General features: G+C 60.2%; 17 protein-coding genes and 1 pseudogene. 5 read left to right on the plus strand and 13 right to left on the minus strand.

Features of this window, described 5'->3' with window-relative positions:
- Window positions 1–7: 7 nt before the first annotated feature.
- Together BLU46_RS19895 and BLU46_RS19900 are read right to left on the minus strand one after the other, a co-directional pair.
- Complete coding sequence (locus tag BLU46_RS19895) at window positions 8–400, minus strand: MerR family transcriptional regulator (RefSeq protein WP_063026878.1); 393 nt, start codon at window positions 398–400, stop codon at window positions 8–10.
- Window positions 339–983 (minus strand): NAD(P)H-dependent oxidoreductase, encoded by a 645-nt coding sequence (locus tag BLU46_RS19900; protein ID WP_093204699.1) that lies wholly within the window; start codon window positions 981–983, stop codon window positions 339–341. Before BLU46_RS19900 ends, BLU46_RS19895 begins: the two co-directional genes overlap by 62 nt.
- Before the next feature lie 402 nt (window positions 984–1,385).
- On the opposite strand from BLU46_RS19900, the gene BLU46_RS19905 reads away from it, so the two are divergent.
- A complete protein-coding gene (locus BLU46_RS19905; protein ID WP_063026882.1) occupies window positions 1,386–1,697 on the plus strand; it encodes a DUF6124 family protein in 312 nt (103 codons plus the stop codon).
- 123 nt (window positions 1,698–1,820) lie between these two features.
- Here BLU46_RS19905 and BLU46_RS19910 read toward each other — a convergent pair.
- The 10 genes and pseudogenes from BLU46_RS19910 to exaC form a co-directional block, all read right to left on the minus strand.
- Window positions 1,821–2,048 (minus strand): annotated as a pseudogene (locus BLU46_RS19910) (Fic family protein); the annotation flags it as partial.
- A gap of 418 nt (window positions 2,049–2,466) precedes the next feature.
- Complete coding sequence (locus BLU46_RS19915) at window positions 2,467–3,243, minus strand: LexA family transcriptional regulator (RefSeq protein ID WP_093204703.1); 777 nt, start codon at window positions 3,241–3,243, stop codon at window positions 2,467–2,469.
- A gap of 214 nt (window positions 3,244–3,457) precedes the next feature.
- Complete coding sequence (gene ppa, locus BLU46_RS19920; protein ID WP_003176323.1) at window positions 3,458–3,985, minus strand: inorganic diphosphatase; 528 nt, start codon at window positions 3,983–3,985, stop codon at window positions 3,458–3,460.
- Window positions 3,986–4,078: 93 nt separating this feature from the next.
- Window positions 4,079–4,909 (minus strand): M90 family metallopeptidase, encoded by an 831-nt coding sequence (locus BLU46_RS19925; RefSeq protein ID WP_093204709.1) that lies wholly within the window; start codon window positions 4,907–4,909, stop codon window positions 4,079–4,081.
- Between the two features lie 6 nt (window positions 4,910–4,915).
- On the minus strand, window positions 4,916–5,572 hold the full coding sequence (locus BLU46_RS19930) for a DedA family protein (protein ID WP_008436520.1): 657 nt from the start codon (window positions 5,570–5,572) through the stop codon (window positions 4,916–4,918).
- Window positions 5,573–5,813: 241 nt separating this feature from the next.
- Window positions 5,814–6,272 carry a GNAT family N-acetyltransferase gene (locus tag BLU46_RS19935; protein WP_093204712.1) on the minus strand — a complete coding sequence of 153 codons (459 nt, stop codon included), beginning with the start codon at window positions 6,270–6,272 and terminating at the stop codon, window positions 5,814–5,816.
- 92 nt (window positions 6,273–6,364) lie between these two features.
- Window positions 6,365–7,213, minus strand: a complete 849-nt coding sequence (eutC, locus tag BLU46_RS19940; protein WP_063026886.1) for an ethanolamine ammonia-lyase subunit EutC — start codon at window positions 7,211–7,213, stop codon at window positions 6,365–6,367.
- Complete coding sequence (locus BLU46_RS19945; RefSeq protein WP_003219393.1) at window positions 7,210–8,604, minus strand: ethanolamine ammonia-lyase subunit EutB; 1,395 nt, start codon at window positions 8,602–8,604, stop codon at window positions 7,210–7,212. The genes eutC and BLU46_RS19945 overlap by 4 nt, the downstream gene beginning before the upstream one ends.
- 64 nt (window positions 8,605–8,668) lie before the next feature.
- On the minus strand, window positions 8,669–10,117 hold the full coding sequence (gene eat / locus BLU46_RS19950) for an ethanolamine permease (protein WP_003219395.1): 1,449 nt from the start codon (window positions 10,115–10,117) through the stop codon (window positions 8,669–8,671).
- A 205-nt stretch (window positions 10,118–10,322) separates the two neighbouring features.
- The gene (gene exaC, locus BLU46_RS19955; RefSeq protein WP_003219398.1) at window positions 10,323–11,843 is read right to left on the minus strand and encodes an acetaldehyde dehydrogenase ExaC; all 1,521 of its coding nucleotides are present in this window, start codon (window positions 11,841–11,843) and stop codon (window positions 10,323–10,325) included.
- A 285-nt stretch (window positions 11,844–12,128) separates the two neighbouring features.
- Here exaC and BLU46_RS19960 point away from each other — a divergent pair, with 285 nt between their 5' ends.
- From BLU46_RS19960 to BLU46_RS19975, 4 genes are all read left to right on the plus strand, one after another.
- Window positions 12,129–14,033 (plus strand): sigma-54-dependent Fis family transcriptional regulator, encoded by a 1,905-nt coding sequence (locus BLU46_RS19960; protein WP_093204716.1) that lies wholly within the window; start codon window positions 12,129–12,131, stop codon window positions 14,031–14,033.
- A gap of 61 nt (window positions 14,034–14,094) precedes the next feature.
- Window positions 14,095–15,444, plus strand: a complete 1,350-nt coding sequence (gene mpl, locus BLU46_RS19965; RefSeq protein WP_093204720.1) for a UDP-N-acetylmuramate:L-alanyl-gamma-D-glutamyl-meso-diaminopimelate ligase — start codon at window positions 14,095–14,097, stop codon at window positions 15,442–15,444.
- Window positions 15,441–16,070: a flavin prenyltransferase UbiX gene (gene ubiX / locus BLU46_RS19970; protein WP_003219402.1), complete on the plus strand. Its 630-nt coding sequence runs from the start codon at window positions 15,441–15,443 to the stop codon at window positions 16,068–16,070. Before mpl ends, ubiX begins: the two co-directional genes overlap by 4 nt.
- Window positions 16,063–16,347 carry a YceK/YidQ family lipoprotein gene (locus BLU46_RS19975; protein WP_093204724.1) on the plus strand — a complete coding sequence of 95 codons (285 nt, stop codon included), beginning with the start codon at window positions 16,063–16,065 and terminating at the stop codon, window positions 16,345–16,347. Before ubiX ends, BLU46_RS19975 begins: the two co-directional genes overlap by 8 nt.
- A 148-nt stretch (window positions 16,348–16,495) precedes the next feature.
- Here the strand turns inward: BLU46_RS19975 and BLU46_RS19980 are convergent, their stop codons facing one another.
- On the minus strand, window positions 16,496–17,137 hold the full coding sequence (locus BLU46_RS19980) for an oxidoreductase (RefSeq protein WP_093204728.1): 642 nt from the start codon (window positions 17,135–17,137) through the stop codon (window positions 16,496–16,498).
- Window positions 17,138–17,143 lie beyond the last annotated feature (6 nt).

A 17,143-nucleotide genomic window follows, 5' to 3' on the forward strand; every position in this document is an offset into this window, starting at 1 on the left:
CAGCGATTCAGCTCATTGACTGCAGTGGCGTTTTCAGTGGTGCGCTGCATTGACCCTGAGCGTCCTTGAGACTGGCTTCAAATTCGACCAATCCCTTGTGCATCTTTTGCAGCGCTTCGATTTGCCTCACCAGTTCCTGCTTTTTGTTGGTGATTGCCTTGTCCGCCAGCTCCCAGGGCAAGCCATCACCAGGATGCCCACCCAGAATCGCCTGCAACTCCTTGAGCTTGAAACCCAACTGCTGAGCGCACTTGATGAACGTCAGCAGCTCGACACTTTGCGTGGAGTAAATGCGATAACGACCTTCCCGCTGCGGCGGCGGCAACAGGCCGATGGCCTCATAGTGACGAATCGCTTTGATGGTTGTGCCCGATAGTTGCGCGGCTTTGCCGATGTACATGAAAAGTCCTTTTCACAAAGAGTGCGCCGGCCTGTTTCAGCCACTGTTCCCGCTGTGCTGGCGTAGAGCCCAACACCGGCCCGAACTGCAATGTCTTGATCGGCTGGATGCCACAAAACTCCAGCGTCGTCTTGCGCATCTGATGCAGCGCGGGCATGCGGTAGAACCACCTGTAATACCACGCCGGCGTGTCCAGGGTCACCAGCAAATGCGCGGTTCGGCCCTTCAGGAGTTTGTCGGGGAAGGCCTTGCCTTTGCGGTATTTGAAGGCGAAACCGGATAGGAAAATTCGGTCGATAAACCCCTTCATCAATGCCGGAATGCCACCCCACCAGATGGGGAAAACAAACGTCAGGTGATTGGCCCACAAGATGTCGGATTGGGCGTTGAGCAGGTCGGGTTCCAGTGGCTGGGCCTGGCTGTAGCCGTTGTGCAGGATGGGGTCGAAAGTCAGGTCGCCCAGGCGTAGGACGCATACTTCGTGGCCGGCGGTTTTGGCGCTGGTGATGTAGGTGTCGGTGAGGGCGGAGCAGAAGCTGGTGCTGGAAGGGTGGCCGAGGATGACCAGGATGCGTTGGCTCATGGCGGTGGGGTCCTGAAAGTTGGGGGTTCAGGGTGAGGTGTGACCTTAGGGGGAGAGTCAAGAAGAGGCGGTGATTGGGAATGGCCAGGAAGACTGATCCCTTTCATTTGCAGGACGTTTCCTAGAGAATTCCAAGCGCTTGCGCCAGCAAAATCCCGCGACTAGTCTGCGTTCCGTCACTGCATATTCGGTGATCGGGTTTAGTCGCCCGGACAACGCTAGGCGTACAGCGCCATCTCAAAGCCAGGTATTTATCGCCTGCACTTTATGGTGGCTGTGCGCAGGGCACCTTCGGGTGCGCCGGTGCCTAGCGGCCGGTCGACTAACCTGCGTACAGCTGCCACCTTCTGATCGTTTAGTCGCGAGAGGTTAGTGGTTTAACTCACTGCTAGGAGTTCTACCATGGTCAAAGTTACCCCCGATCCACCCGCATTCCATAAATCCTTACTTCGTGACACTGACGCCTCGCGCCGAGTGATTGATCACTACCTGAAAGCGCCGGACGCGCAGCCGTCCCCCAATCCGTTTACCGTTGATGACGAGCTGAGTTTCGAAGATGCGCTGGCCCATGCTGCCGAGTTGCTGCATTGCGCCGTGGCGACCGCCCAGGCGTCGACCGAGCCGCTGAACGGCGCGCAGCGGGCGGTGATGCATTTGGTGGAGATGTCGAAGGTGGTGGTGGATAGGGCGTTGGATTGCTTGCAGCCGAGGTGAGGATCCTAAGCCGAAACTGAGGTAACGATGCATTTGGTCAGCAACCTACTGACCAAATGCTAATCATCACGGCTCAGGGGCGCAGATCCCGGCAGACGATTGTCATCGAGTAAAGCTGTCCCCTCAGGCGTATGGCTTGAAGTCGTTGTTGTCGCGAGTGAGTAACTGCATCAGCTTGGGATGGATGAAGAGCTTTTCCTTGCCAACCTGAACCTCTTGCAGAACGCCGATGGCGACTAGTTCTTTGAGGTAACGGGAGGCTGCTTGACGCTGGGCAATCTGTTTGTCGACGACGTTGCTGATGCGGCAGTAGGGCTGTTCGAAAATGACGTCTACCAGCTCGCGGGTGTGCACTACGTGTCGCTATATTTTGATTTCTGCGACACGTCTTGATGTCATGTCGTTGGTAACGACAGGTATGCGAAACGTGTTCTTGGAACGGGCTTTTAGCGACGTATCAGGCGAATGTCCTGAGGATGGAAAAGACGGCTTGCGTGCCTTGGAGCGGTTGGCGCGTTCTCAAATAGCTCGATGCCTGGCAGGTGTAGCGCATTTCTTCCAGGCATTAAAAAGCCGGCTTGTGGCCGGCTTCTCGGGGACTGGTTCAGCTTATTTTTGGTAAACCTCACCAGCCTTCAAATCGTTCACCCAGACTCACATCCAGGTGATATGGGGCATCAGCGGGAACTCCTCCGCATCGCCAGGCAGGGCGGACCGGCTTCACGCCAACCCCCTACCAAATGTGCGGCGGATAATACCCACATTCACTTCAATTTCCCAGCTCCAGATCCGATTTAGAGCCTTCGTAGCCTAATAAATGCTCATCCAGCGGCACCGGCGGGCGGCGGTTATTCAGTGTCGCCCACCAGAATACCCAACCCAGAATCTCAAAGTTCTGCTCGTGCCGCTGTTCGTAGGTCAAAAACTCGTCCGGATGCTCGGCGCTGTTGTGGCTGCGCATCCGCAGGCCGCCTCCGGGGCGGTTGTAGAGGTATTTGATCCTTAGCATTCCATCGTGCTGTACCGCGTAGATTTCGCCGTCGATGATCTGTTTGCGGCCACAGTCGATGGCGAGGGTACTTCCGTCCTGGATGATGTCGATCATGCTGTTGCCGACCATGTAGGCACCGAGTGCCCGCTCCGGGCTTACGCCGATGGTTTCAAGGGCGTGCAGAGAGAGGCGGATGCTTTCGGTTGAGGTGAAGGTGGGGTGGAGGGGAATCTCCACGTCGATTTTTACCAGGCCGGAGACCGGGTGGGTGATGTAGTTGCCAGTGCTTTCCCTGGCGATACGGTGGGAGTGGTCTGCATCGGGGCCGTCCAGTTGGTAGTTGACGGGTGGATGTTTGGGGCCTTCGCCGGTACGCAGCCAACGGCTGGTGACGCACAGCAGTTCTGCGATCTCGTTGAGTCGGCCCATGGGGACGCCGCGTTTGAACCAGTTGTTTACGTGTTGAGGCGTAACATCGCGGTTCTTGGCGAAGTCGGAAGCGGAAAGATGAACTTCCCGTAATAGCACTCTTAAGCGATCACCTGATGTATTCATAAACGCAGAGTTTACTGGCCGTTAAAATAGATCAAATAAACCATGCGTTGAGTTGCCGTATGTAGGTGTTTCCTTATTGCGGGAATGTTCTACTGGTTAACTAAGTTGGTTAAACAGTTGCTGTAAATGCGTTTATTAAAATGCTCGGATGTTTATATTTTTCCCACAAAAAAAGCCCCGATTAATCGGGGCTTTTTTAGAGCGAGTAGCGGTATCAGCCTTTGTAGGCAGCGACCGACTTCATGATCTCGGCGCGGGCGGCGTCTGCGTTGCCCCAACCGTCGATCTTCACCCATTTGCCTTTTTCGAGGTCTTTGTAGTTCTCGAAGAAGTGTTTGATCTGTTCCAGCAGCAGTGGCGGCAGATCGGTGTATTCCTTCACGTCGACATACAGCTGGGACAGCTTGTCGTGTGGCACTGCGATAACTTTGGCATCGCCGCCGCCGTCGTCAGTCATGTTCAGGATGCCGACCGGGCGTGCGCGGATAACCGAGCCTGGGGTAACCGGGTAAGGGGTCACGACCAGCACGTCGAGGGGGTCACCGTCGTCTGCCAGGGTATTGGGGATGAAACCGTAGTTGGCCGGGTAGAACATCGGGGTGGCCATGAAACGGTCAACGAACAGGCAGTCGCTGTCTTTGTCGATTTCGTATTTGATCGGCGCGTGGTTGGCCGGAATCTCGATGGCGACGTAGATGTCGTTCGGCAGGTCTTTGCCAGCCGGAATCTTGCTGTAGCTCATTGGGCGTTGCCCCCGTAGTTGGCCATGAAACATGGCCGGATTGGCCTAAAAGTGGCGGCGATTATAGGCATATTCTGACGCCGATGCCATGCGTCAGACGTCGTACGGCGCTTGGCGTTCAGTCTGATACCGCACGTCGCCGGCCTGCAGCTGATGCAGGCGCGCCAGGGGATCCTGGCGGTAGAAGTGGCTCAGTTGTTCGTACACCTGTGGATAAGTGCTGACCAGTAAATCCGGGGCACTGAAGAAATATTCGCTGGTGACGGCAAAGAACTCGGCCGGGTTTTCCGCGGCGTAGGGGTCGATGGCAGTCTCGGCGTCTGGGTTGCGGTCGAGCTGGCGGTTGAGGTCGTCGAAGGCGCTTTGCATGACGCTGGCCCATTCCTGCACCCGCATGTCGTGGTGCAACGGCGGCAGGCCGTTGGCGTCTCCGTTGAGCATGTCCAGCTTGTGGGCCAGTTCGTGGATCACCAGGTTGTAGCCTTCCCAGTTGCCGCTGGCCAGCACGCCGGGCCAGGCGAGGATCACCGGACCTTGCTGCCAGGCTTCGCCGCTGTGCTCGCCGTCCCATTCGTGTTCCACGCCGCTGGCGTCCCGATGGCGCTGGGGGCTGAGGAAGTCGTCGGGGTACAGCACGATCTCGTGGAAACCCTGGTACCAGTCGAGGTCGCCAAGGTTCATCAGCGGCAGTTGTGCCTGGGCGGCGAGCAGCAGGCGTTGTTCCTGGTGCAGTTCGTCGCCGGGCAGGGCGGTGAGGTGTTTTTCGGCGAGGAACACCACGCAGGCTTCCCGCAGCCACTGGTCTTGCTCGGCAGTGATGCCGTCGAGGAAGGTCAGGTGATGGCGCACCCGCTGCCACGTTTCATCGGCAATCGGGTGCTTGGCCAGCAGGCGCCGGCGACGCCAGGCGCTGAGGGACCACATCGCAGGTTACTGCGGCTTGGCTTCGGTGGAATTGCGGCCAAAGCGGCTGCGGAACACGCCGATGATCATCGGTACCAGCGACAGCAGGATGATGAACACCACCAGCAGCGACAGGTTTTTCTTGATGAACGGCACGTTGCCGAAGAAGTAGCCCAGGGTTACCAGGCCGCCGACCCAGAGGACGGTGCCGAACACGCTGAAGCCGAAGAAGCGCGGGTAAGGCATTTTCGCGATACCGGCGACGAACGGTGCAAACGTGCGCAGGATCGGCAGGAAGCGCGCCAGGGTCACGGTTTTGCCGCCGTGCTTGTCGTAGAAGTCGTGGGTTTTTTGCAGGTAGTCGCGGCGGAAGATCTTCGAGTTGGGGTTGCTGAACAAGCGTTCCCCGGCCGTTCGTCCGATCACGTAGTTGGTACTGTCACCCAGGATGGCCGCGAGCATCAGCAGGCCGCCCAGCAATATCGGGTCCATGCCGCCGCCCGCTGCAACAGCACCGGCGATGAACAGCAAGGAATCACCCGGCAGGAACGGCATGACCACCAGGCCTGTTTCGCAAAAGATAACCAGGAACAGAATGGCGTAGATCCACACTCCGTAGTTTCTCACCAGCATGTCGAGGTACACGTCGAGATGCAGGATAAGGTCGAGCGGGTTGAAATCCATGGATGGCACCTGTGTGAATGGCCTGGCTCAGCGGGCCTGTGCGGAGGCTTCGGGTAATAAGGGCTACAAGGTTGTGTCTTGTTTCTTACGACCCTGAAAGGTCCGCATTATACGGATAGAGTCGTGAAAAGCGTGTTGGTTTTGTAGCGGGGGATGTCGCGGCATCGATCTTATTGTAGACACAGAGTCAGTGTGGGAGGGGGGCTCCCACAACCGATGCATGAGGTTTGGTTAATAGATGTCAGTCATCGCTGATGGGCAGCACGTAGTTTTTGAACTCGGTGTCTTCCCGGAAACCAATGGATTCGTAGGTTTTCTGCGCCACCTTGTTGTCGCTGCTGGTGGAAACACGCAAGCGCACAGCATGGGTTTCCTTGGCCATCTTCTTCGCAGTACGCATCAGGTTATCGGCCACCAACTGTCGGCGCGCGTCTTCGGCCACGTAAATGTCGTTGAGTATCCATACGCGTTTCAACGATAGAGAGGAGTAGCTCGGATACAGCTGGCAGAAACCGAGCAGCTTCTTGTCGTCATCGTCGGCCAGTGCCAGATAGATCACGGATTCCTTGCGGCGCAGGCGTTTTTCCAGAAAGGCACGGCTCGAATCAGGGAAAGGCAGCGCGCCGTAAAACTCGCGGTATTTGACGAAAAGCGGAGTCAACAGGTCCAGGTGTTCCAGGGTCGCTTGAGTTATCCGCATGCCAGGCCTCAACTTCCAAATGGGGGATGACCACACAAGCGGCCGTGTTTCGATGCTGCCTAAAGCGGAGAAAAAGCGCAATCGTGCAGGGATCAGTCCTTCGGTGGGCTGAGCAGGAAGTTGCCTTTCATCAGGTCGGGATCGTCCGATTCGAGGGTTTGTACCTGGGCTTCATCCTTGAGGTTGACCCCCGACAACTGCCGGCGACAGGCCTCGCGCATCAAGTAAAGCAAGCGGTGAGCGGCCATGCCGTAGCTCAAGCCTTCCAGGCGCACATTGGAGATGCAGTTACGGTACGCATCGGTGAGGCCGACCTTGGGGTTGTAGGTGAAGTACAGGCCCAGGCTGTCCGGCGAGCTAAGTCCTGGTCGCTCGCCGATCAGGATCACCACCATCTTCGCCCCCAGCAACTGGCCGACTTCATCCGCCACGGCGACGCGGCCCTGTTCCACCAGAATCACCGGCGACAGCGACCAACCCTCCGCGTGGGTTTGTTCCTCCATACGTGTAAGAAACGGCAACGTATGTTTATGCACCGCCAGCGCCGACAAGCCATCGGCCACCACCACCGCCAGGTCCACACCGCCGGGATTGGCTGCGGCATAGTCCCGCAGGGCCTGGGCCGATTCATCGCTGAGGCGCCGCCCAAGGTCCGGGCGTTGCAGGTAGCTGTGACGGTCGACGGCGGCGCTGTGCAGCAACAGGCTGTCACGGCCACGTTCGGCCAGTTGGCTGCTGAGTCCTACATGGTCAAACGGCAGGTGTACGGCGTCCCGCGCCTGGGCGTGGGCGAACTGGAAATCCAGCTGCGCACCGGTAGGAATGCTGGTGCCGGTACGGCCCAGGGCAATTCGCGCCGGGGTCAGGCGCCGCAGTTCCAGCCACGGGTTGTCCACGTTGTTTTCCGGGGTGTCGATGTGCACAGGCGGTTCCTTCTTCATCCCAATTGCGCCAAGGCGTGGCGGAATGCCGGTGGCAGGCTGTTGCCGAAGTGCACCTTGCCGTCGGCTTGCGTGAAGATGCCCATTTTCGCCAGCCACTGTTCAAACTCCGGTGCCGGCTTTAAACCCAATGTTTGCCGGGCGTAGAGCGCGTCGTGGAACGAGGTGGTCTGGTAGTTGAGCATGATGTCGTCGGAGCCCGGGATGCCCATGATGAAGTTGATCCCGGCCACGCCCAGCAGGGTGAGCAGGGTGTCCATGTCGTCCTGGTCGGCTTCGGCGTGGTTGGTGTAGCAGATGTCGCACCCCATCGGCACGCCCAGCAGCTTGCCGCAGAAGTGGTCTTCGAGGCCGGCGCGGATGATCTGCTTGCCGTTGTACAGGTATTCGGGGCCGATAAAACCGACCACGGTGTTCACCAAAAACGGTTTGAAGTGCCGGGCCACGGCGTAGGCGCGGGTTTCGCAGGTTTGCTGGTCGACGCCAAAGTGCGCGTTGGCCGACAAGGCGCTGCCCTGGCCGGTTTCGAAATACATCAGGTTTTGCCCGAGGGTGCCGCGATTAAGGCTCAGGCCCGCGTCGTAGCCTTCCTGCAACACGCTCAGGCTGATGCCGAAACTGGCGTTGGCCGCTTCGGTGCCGGCGATCGACTGGAACACCAGGTCCAGCGGCACGCCACGGTTGATGGCTTCGATGGAGGTGGTGACGTGGGTCAGCACGCAGGCCTGGGTCGGAATTTCGTAGCGCTGGATGATCGCGTCGAGCATTTCCAGCATGGCGCAGATCGAGGCGATGCTGTCGGTGGCCGGGTTGATGCCGATCATTGCGTCGCCGTTGCCGTAGAGCAGGCCGTCGAGAATGCTCGCGGCGATGCCCGCCGGTTCATCGGTGGGGTGGTTGGGTTGCAGGCGGGTGGACAGGCGCCCGCGCAGGCCCATCGTGCCGCGAAACTGTGTGACGACGCGGATCTTCTGCGCCACCAGTACCAGGTCCTGCACGCGCATGATCTTCGACACGGCGGCGGCCATTTCCGGTGTCAGTCCGGGCGCCAGGGCGCGCAGGCTTTGTTCGTCGGCCGCGTCGCTGAGCAGCCAATCCCGCAAACCCCCGACGGTCAGATGGCTGACCACGGAAAACGCCTGTTTATCGTGGGTGTCGATAATCAGTCGGGTGACTTCGTCGCTTTCGTACGGGATCAAGACTTCTTCGAGAAAGTGCTTCAACGGAATATTGGCCAGGGCCATTTGCGCTGCCACCCGCTCACCGTCGTTCTGCGCGGCAACACCGGCGAGGAAATCCCCGGAACGCGCCGGGCTGGCCTTGGCCATCACGTCCTTGAGGCTGTCGAAGCGGTAGGTCAATGCACCGACCGCGTGGGAAAAGCTTGCCATACAGAGTCTCCTTGTCGGCGCGGGCAGAATGTGAGTAAAGAGCCCGCACCGAGGTTTACGGCGTTTAGTGCAAGGCGGCCTCTGCGGCCTGGATCGCCGCAAATTCTTCTTCCGGCGTGCCTGCTACCAAGTGATGCCGACTGTAGAAAGCAAAGTAAGCAATTAATACTCCATAGATGATCGCGGCGCCAATCACCACGCGTGGATCCACCAGAAAGCCCGCCACAACGGCGATGCAGGCCAGTACCAGGGCGACGCCCGAGGTGAAGATGCCGCCCGGTGTGCGGTAAGGGCGATCCATTTTGGGGCGGCGGATGCGCAAGGTGATGTGCGCGGCCATCATCAGCACGTAGGAAATGGTCGCGCCGAACACGGCCACCAGGATCAGCAAATCACCCTGGCCGGTCAGCGACAGACCAAACCCGATAATGCCGGGGATCACCAGGGCCAGGACCGGCGCCTTGCTTTTGTTGGTCTGCGACAGCTTGCGCGGCAGGTAGCCGGCGCGGGACAGGGCGAAGATCTGCCGGGAGTAGGCGTAGATGATCGAGAAGAAACTCGCGATCAGCCCGGCCAGGCCCACCAGATTGACGAAGTGGCCCATCCAGGTGGAACCGCCATAAGCTTTGGACAGCGCCTCCACCAGCGGATTGCCCGACGCCATCAGCGCATAGGCGCCGGCACCGCCCGGGGCGATCACCAGAATCAGCAGGGCGAAGCTGGTCAGCACCACAATGGCGCCAATCAGGCCGCGGGGCAGGTCGCGTTTCGGGTTCTTGGTTTCTTCGGCGGCCAGGGGCACGCCTTCGACGGCCAGGAAGAACCAGATTGCATAGGGAATCGCCGCCCATACGCCCACATAGCCGAACGGCAGGAAGCTGCTGGCGCCCTTGGCCTCGGTTACTGGAATATCCAGCAGGTTGGCGACACTGAAGTGCGGCACCATCGACACCAGGAATACACCCAGGGCAATCGCGGCGACGGCAGTAATCACAAACATCAGCTTCAGCGCTTCACCCACACCGAAGATGTGGATGCCGATAAAGATGATGTAGAACGCCAGGTAGATCATCCAGCCGCCAATGCCGAACAACGACTCGCAATAGGCGCCGATAAACACCGCGATGGCGGCGGGGGCGATGGCGTATTCGATGAGGATCGCGGTGCCGGTGAGGAACCCGCCCCAGGGGCCGAATGCGCTGCGGGCAAAGCCGTAGCCGCCGCCGGCGGTAGGAATCATGGAGGACAGTTCGGCCAGGGAGAAACACATGCACAGGTACATGGTGGCCATCAGCAGTGTGGCGAGGAACATGCCGCCCCAGCCACCCTGGGCGAGGCCGAAGTTCCAGCCGGCGTAGTCGCCGGAGATCACGTACGCAACCCCGAGACCGACCAGAAGCACCCAGCCGGCAGCGCCTTTTTTCAGTTCCCGTTGTTGGAAGTATTCGGTGCCGACCTTTTCAAAGTCGACAGAAGACCCGGACGCCGGAGCGCCATTCGGTTCGCTGGGCATGATGGAATCCCTTTCTTATTGTTTTATCCCGGCTTACTTAAGTAAGCCGAATGAGTAGCAAGGTCTTGTGAAGATCAAGTGTGGGAGCGGGCTTGCTCGCGAATGCGGTGGGTCAGTTGAAAATTCAGTAACTGATGCACCGCATTCGCGAGCAAGCCCGCTCCCACATTTTTATTGCATTTCAAATGTGGGAGCGGGTTGTGAGTTAGAAGAAGCCCAGTGGGTTGATGTCGTAGCTCACCAGCAGGTTTTTGGTCTGCTGATAGTGATCAAGCATCATCTTGTGAGTCTCACGGCCCACACCGGACTTCTTGTAACCACCGAACGCGGCATGCGCCGGGTACAGGTGGTAGCAGTTGGTCCACACGCGCCCGGCCTTGATCGCCCGGCCCATGCGGTAGGCGCGGTTGATGTCGCGGGTCCACAGGCCGGCACCCAGGCCGAACTCGGTGTCGTTGGCGATCGCCAGGGCTTCGGCTTCATCCTTGAACGTGGTGATGCTCACCACCGGGCCAAAGATTTCTTCCTGGAACACCCGCATCTTGTTGGTGCCTTTGAGCAGGGTTGGCTGGATGTAATAGCCGGTGGCCAGATCGCCGGTCAGCTTCTCGACCTTGCCACCGGTCAGCAGCTCGGCGCCTTCGCCCTTGGCGATTTCGAGGTAGGACAAAATCTTGTCGAACTGCTGTTCGGACGCCTGGGCGCCGACCATGGTGTCGGTGTCCAGCGGGTCGCCACGTTTGATCGACTCGACCTTCTTCATCACCACTTTCATGAAGTCGTCGTAGATCGACTCTTCCACCAGTGCGCGGGAAGGACAGGTGCAGACTTCGCCCTGGTTGAAGAACGCCAGCACCAAACCTTCGGCGGCTTTCTCGATGAATTGCGGTTCGGCTTTCATGATGTCGGCGAAGAAGATGTTCGGCGACTTGCCGCCCAGTTCAACGGTGGACGGAATGATGTTCTCGGCGGCCGCATGCATGATGTGCGAGCCCACTGGCGTGGACCCGGTAAAGGCGATCTTGGCGATGCGCTTGCTGGTGGCCAGGGCTTCGCCGGCTTCTTTGCCGTAGCCGTGCACCACGTTCAGTACGCCCGGCGGCAGCAGGTCGCCGATCAATTCCATCAGTACGTTTATGCCCAGCGGGGTTTGCTCGGCGGGTTTGAGCACCACGCAGTTACCGGCAGCGAGGGCTGGCGCGAGTTTCCAGGCGGCCATCAGCAGCGGGAAGTTCCACGGGATGATCTGGCCGACCACGCCCAGCGGCTCGTGGAAGTGATAGGCGGCGGTGTGTTCGTTGATTTCGGCGCTGCTGCCTTCCTGGGCGCGGATGCAGCCGGCGAAGTAGCGGAAGTGGTCAGCGGCCAGCGGGATGTCGGCGTTCAGGGTTTCACGAACGGCCTTGCCGTTGTCCCAGGTTTCGGTGATGGCCAGCAGTTCGAGGTTCTGTTCGATGCGGTCGGCGATTTTCAGCAGTACCAGCGAACGGTCCTGGGCCGAGGTCTTGCCCCAGGCGTCAGCGGCAGCGTGGGCGGCGTCCAGGGCCTTGTCGATATCTTTGGCCGTGGAGCGCGGGAATTCGGCGATGGGCTTGCCGTTGACCGGCGAGGTATTGGTGAAATAGTTGCCATCGACCGGCGCGACAAATTCACCGCCGATGTAGTTGCCGTACTTGGCCTTGAACGAAACGATAGCGCCTTCAGTACCGGGGTGTGCGTAACGCATGGTGGGTATCTCCTGGCTTTTTTGTGTTTATTGGAGGACGCACGGTTGTGCTTGTTAAAGCGTAGAGCAAAGGTCGGGCCAGTGCCTCGTAGAGCCCGTAAATCAGGGGTTTAGAGGTTGTTGCAAACCGTTGCTGTGGCAGGGTTGGCACAGCTCGGGTGACAGTTTGTGCCATAAGCGATACAGCCTGTGACCGGTCGGTCTGCCCGGGATTGCAATGGTCGGGAGGCTGGAGGATGCTGGGCACTCGCGCGCGGTAGTTCACGCAGGGAGAATAATAAGAACATGCAAAACGATCATTTCAGTCGCCATGCCCAGCAAGTCCTGACGGTCACCCGAGGGCAGGACCCGTTGCACGGCCCCGGCAGCGATCCGTCCATCGCCCGCTCCTGGTTGCGTTGCCTGGAGGACTATCACCTCGACCCCGCGCTGACCATCGCGCCCACTGTGCTCGAACATGATCGCCTGCTGGAAAGTCGCGAACGCCTGCAACAAGTGTTGAGCATCGCCGGCAGCGAAATGAACAGTCTGCACCAACAGCTCTCCGGCGCTGGTCACGCGGTACTGCTGACCGACGCCCGTGGGGTGATCCTCAACTGCGTCACCGCCCCCAGCGAGCGCAAGATTTTCGAGCGTGCCGGCCTGTGGCTGGGCGCCGACTGGAGCGAGGCCTGCGAAGGCACCAACGGCATCGGCACCTGCCTGGTGGAGCGCCAGTCCCTGACGATTCATCGTGATGAACACTTTCGTGGCCGACATACCGGCCTGACCTGCTCGGCCAGCCCGGTATTCGACCCCCATGGCGAACTGCTGGCGGTGCTGGATGTGTCCTCGGCCCGGGAGGCGGTGTCGCGCCAGAGCCAATTCCACACCATGGCGCTGGTCAATCTTTCGGCGAAGATGATCGAGAGCTGCTACTTCCTGCGGCATTTTGAGCACCACTGGTTGCTGCGCTTTCATTTGCAGGCCGAGTCTGTGGGGCTGTTCAGCGAAGGGTTGCTGGCGTTCGATGGCGAAGGGCGCATTTGCGCGGTGAACCAGAGTGCGTTGAACCTGCTCGGGCAGATCCGTGGCGGCCTGTTGGGGCAGCCGGTGGAGGCGTTTTTCGATTGCTCCCTGGACGAATTGCTCGGGCGTGCCAGCGCGAATGCCAGCGCCAGTTGGCCCTTGCGTACCCGCGATGGTCGTGGGTTGTTCGCGGTGTTGCGCGGCCAGCCCCGCAGCGTACCGGTGCCAGCTCCACAGCCCTTGCCCGAACGGCCTCGGTTGCCGGGCATTTGCCTGGGTGATGCGGCGCTGCAAAACGATTTCCGTAAGGCGTTGCGTGTGTTTGAGCGCGACGTGCCGTTGCTGATCAATGGCGAAACCGGCTCCGGTAAGGAGGCGTTTGCCAAGGCGGTGCACCATGCCAGCCTCCGGGCCGACAAAGCCTTTATCGCCCTGAACTGCGCGGCCATCCCGGAAAGCCTGATCGAGAGCGAGCTGTTCGGCTATCGCGGTGGCAGTTTCACCGGCGCCCGCAAGGAAGGCATGCGCGGCAAGCTGCAACAAGCGGATGGTGGCACGTTGTTTCTGGATGAAATCGGCGATATGCCCCTCGCTTTGCAAACGCGCCTGTTAAGGGTTTTGGAAGACCGACTCGTCGTGCCCATCGGCGGCGAGCCGCAGGCGGTGAACGTCAGAATCATCAGCGCCACTCACCGTAATTTGCTGGAGCGGGTAGAGGACGGCAGTTTTCGCGAAGACCTGTACTACCGGCTGAACGGTCTGGAAATCGCCTTGCCGCCGTTGCGGGAGCGCAGCGACAAGTCGCAGTTGCTGGACTTTCTGCTGGCGGAGGAGGCGGGCGACCAGCCGGTGTTGCTGGACGGTCCTGCGCGTCAGGCACTGTTGGCCTTTGCCTGGCCGGGCAATGTGCGGCAGTTGCGCACGGTATTGCGCACGTTGGCGGCGTTATGTGACGACGGACGGATTGGGCTTGAGGACCTGCCGGCAGTCATTCGCCAGGCGCGCCCGCAGCCTGCAGTAGTGGAGGACCGTTCGGATTCGCCCTTGGACGACGCAGAGCGCCTGGCGCTGCTCAATGCCCTGGAGCAACAGCGCTGGCACATGAGCCATACGGCAGAGCAACTGGGGGTTAGCCGTAACACCTTGTATAGAAAACTGCGCAAACACGGGATCGCCCGTTAGCTAAAGGGTGCGATTTTTTCCACCCTACGCTAACCTGCCTCGATGTTTTACGAGGTCGACTATGCACATTCATATTCTCGGTATTTGCGGCACGTTCATGGGCTCGATGGCGGTTCTCGCCAAAGAACTGGGCCATCATGTTACTGGCTCCGATGCCAACGTATACCCACCCATGAGCACGCAGCTGCAGGCCCAGGGCATTGAGCTGACCCAAGGCTACGACCCCGCGCAGTTCGACCCGGTCCCGGACCTGGTGGTGATCGGCAATGCCATGAGCCGCGGTAACCCGGCGGTCGAGTACGTACTGAATAAAGGTTTGCCTTATGTGTCTGGCCCGCAATGGCTGGCAGACCACGTGTTGCAAGGCCGTTGGGTGCTGGCGGTTGCCGGAACCCACGGCAAGACCACCACCAGCAGCATGCTGGCCTGGGTGTTGGAGCACGCGGGCATGAGCCCGGGCTTCCTGATCGGTGGTGTACCGCAGAATTTTTCGGTGTCGGCGCGCCTCGGCGATACCCCGTTCTTTGTCATCGAAGCCGATGAATATGACAGCGCGTTCTTCGACAAGCGTTCCAAGTTCGTTCACTACCGCCCGCGCACGGCGATCCTGAACAACCTGGAGTTCGATCACGCGGATATCTTCCCCGATCTGGCGGCCATCGAGCGGCAGTTCCACCACTTGGTGCGCACAATTCCCAGCGAAGGCCTGGTGATTCACCCGAGCACCGAGCCAGCCCTGCAGCGGGTCATCGAGATGGGCTGCTGGACTCCGGTACAAACCACCGGCGCGGGCGGCCAATGGCAGGTCAAGCTGCTGAGTGAAGACGGTTCAAAATTTGAAGTGCTGTTCGAAGGCGTCGCCCAAGGCATCGTCGATTGGGACATGACGGGCCAGCACAATGTCGCCAACGCCTTGGTCACCCTGGCGGCCGCGCGGCATGTCGGCGTGGTGCCATCCATGGGCATCGCCGCCTTGAGCGCATTCAAGAGCGTCAAGCGCCGTATGGAAAAGGTCGCCGAAGTGAATGGGATTACCATCTACGACGACTTTGCCCACCACCCGACGGCCATCGCCACCACCTTGGATGGCTTGCGCAAGCGCGTGGGTGACGCCCAGGTAATCGCGATTATCGAGCCACGCTCCAACTCCATGAAGCTGGGCGCCCACCGTGATGGTTTGCCGGAAAGCGTGAACGATGCAGACCAGGCTGTGTGGTATGCACCGGCCAACCTCGGCTGGGACTTGCCCGCCATCGCCGCGCTGTGCACGGTGCCGTCGATTTGCTGCGACTCTCTGGAAGGCATCATCGAGCACGTGAAACACCAGGCCAAGCCCGGCACTCACGTGGTGATCATGAGCAACGGCGGCTTCGGCGGCCTGCACGGCAAACTCGCCGAGGCCCTGAAGTGAGCGGCCCGGAACGCGTCACCCTGGCGATGACCGGCGCATCGGGCGCGCCCTATGGCTTGCGCCTGCTGGACTGCCTGGTGCGCGAAGACCGCGAGGTGCATTTCCTGATCTCCAAGGCCGCGCAATTGGTGCTGGCCACCGAGACCGATGTTGCGTTGCCGCCCAAGGTGCAGATGATGCAGGCCTTCCTCACCGAGTACACCGGTGCGGCGGCGGGGCAGATCAAGGTCTATGGCAAGGAAGACTGGATGTCGCCGGTGGCCTCGGGCTCCGGCGCGCCAGCCGCGATGGTGGTGGTGCCGTGCTCCACCGGGACCTTGTCGGCGATTGCCACCGGGGCCTGCAACAACCTGATCGAGCGCGCGGCGGACGTGACCTTGAAAGAGCGTCGCCAGCTGATTCTGGTGCCGCGCGAAGCGCCGTATTCGAGCATCCACCTGGAGCACATGCTCAAACTGTCGAACATGGGCGTGACCATCTTGCCGGCGTCGCCGGGTTTCTATCACCAGCCGCAGACCATCGATGACCTGGTGGACTTTGTGGTGGCGCGGATTCTCAACCTGCTGAACATTCCCCAGGACATGCTGCCGCGCTGGGGCGAGCACCATTTGAGCAGTGATGAATAAACTACTGATGACCTTGCTGGCGCTGCAACTGACGGGGTGCGCGACGGCGCGCACGCTGGATGCGGCGCAACCTGGTGCGTCGGTGGTGTATGCCGGGACGCGCCTGGATATGTATGCCATTCAGGGTGGGTGCTGCGCGATGGACCGCTTCGGAGCCGAGGCGCCGAGCTATCCCCATGTGGACCTGCCGGCCAGCGCGCTGCTCGACACGCTGCTGTTGCCGCTGTCGGTGCTGACGGTGTTGGGGGTTGGGTTTAACGCGACGGGCGGGCTCTAGTACTTAATCTCAGGATTAACAGAAATCCAATGTGGGAGCGGGCTTGCTCGCGAATGCGCAGTGTCAGTCAATACATCAGTGACTGATCCACCGCATTCGCGAGCAAGCCCGCTCCCACATTTTGATTGTGTTCGGCCTGGATTACGGGTTACTTGCCGAGCTTACGCAACTCATCCGACTCCACAACCCGCACCCCATCCTGCTCTTCCAGCGCCAGCCGCCACATCGCGCGCGCCAGTTCGCACACTTCAATGCCGTGGTACTTGCCCGGAATCAGCCGCGACAATGGCCCGGCCAGTTGCTCGGCCAGGCGTGGCTCCAACCGCTCACCCAGCAACAGTGAAGGTCGGACGATGGTCAACTGCGGCCAATCCTGAGTCTTCAGCGCCTGTTCCATCTCGCCCTTGACCCGGTTGTAGAAGATCGAGGATTTCGGATCGGCACCAATCGCGCTGATCACGATCAGGTGCCGCGCACCCATTTCCCGGGCGCGCTTGGCAAAGGCCACGACCATGTCCAGGTCGACGGCGCGGAAGGCTGCTTCAGACCCGGCCTGTTTGATGGTGGTGCCCAGGCAGCAGAAGGCGATGTCCACTTGGCCGCTCAACTGCGGCAGGAACACCGCCGGGTCGCCCACCGGGTTTTCCAGGTGTGGATGCTCGGCCAGCGGCTTGCGGCTGGGCGCCAGCACCCGGGTCACGGTCGGCTCGTTGAGCAGGCGGTCCAGCAGGTGCTCCCCGGTCAGGCCGGTCGCTCCTGCGAGCAAAATATGCTGAGGCGTCAGGTACATGGTGTT

Source organism: Pseudomonas yamanorum (assembly GCF_900105735.1).
GTDB lineage: Bacteria > Pseudomonadota > Gammaproteobacteria > Pseudomonadales > Pseudomonadaceae > Aquipseudomonas > Aquipseudomonas yamanorum.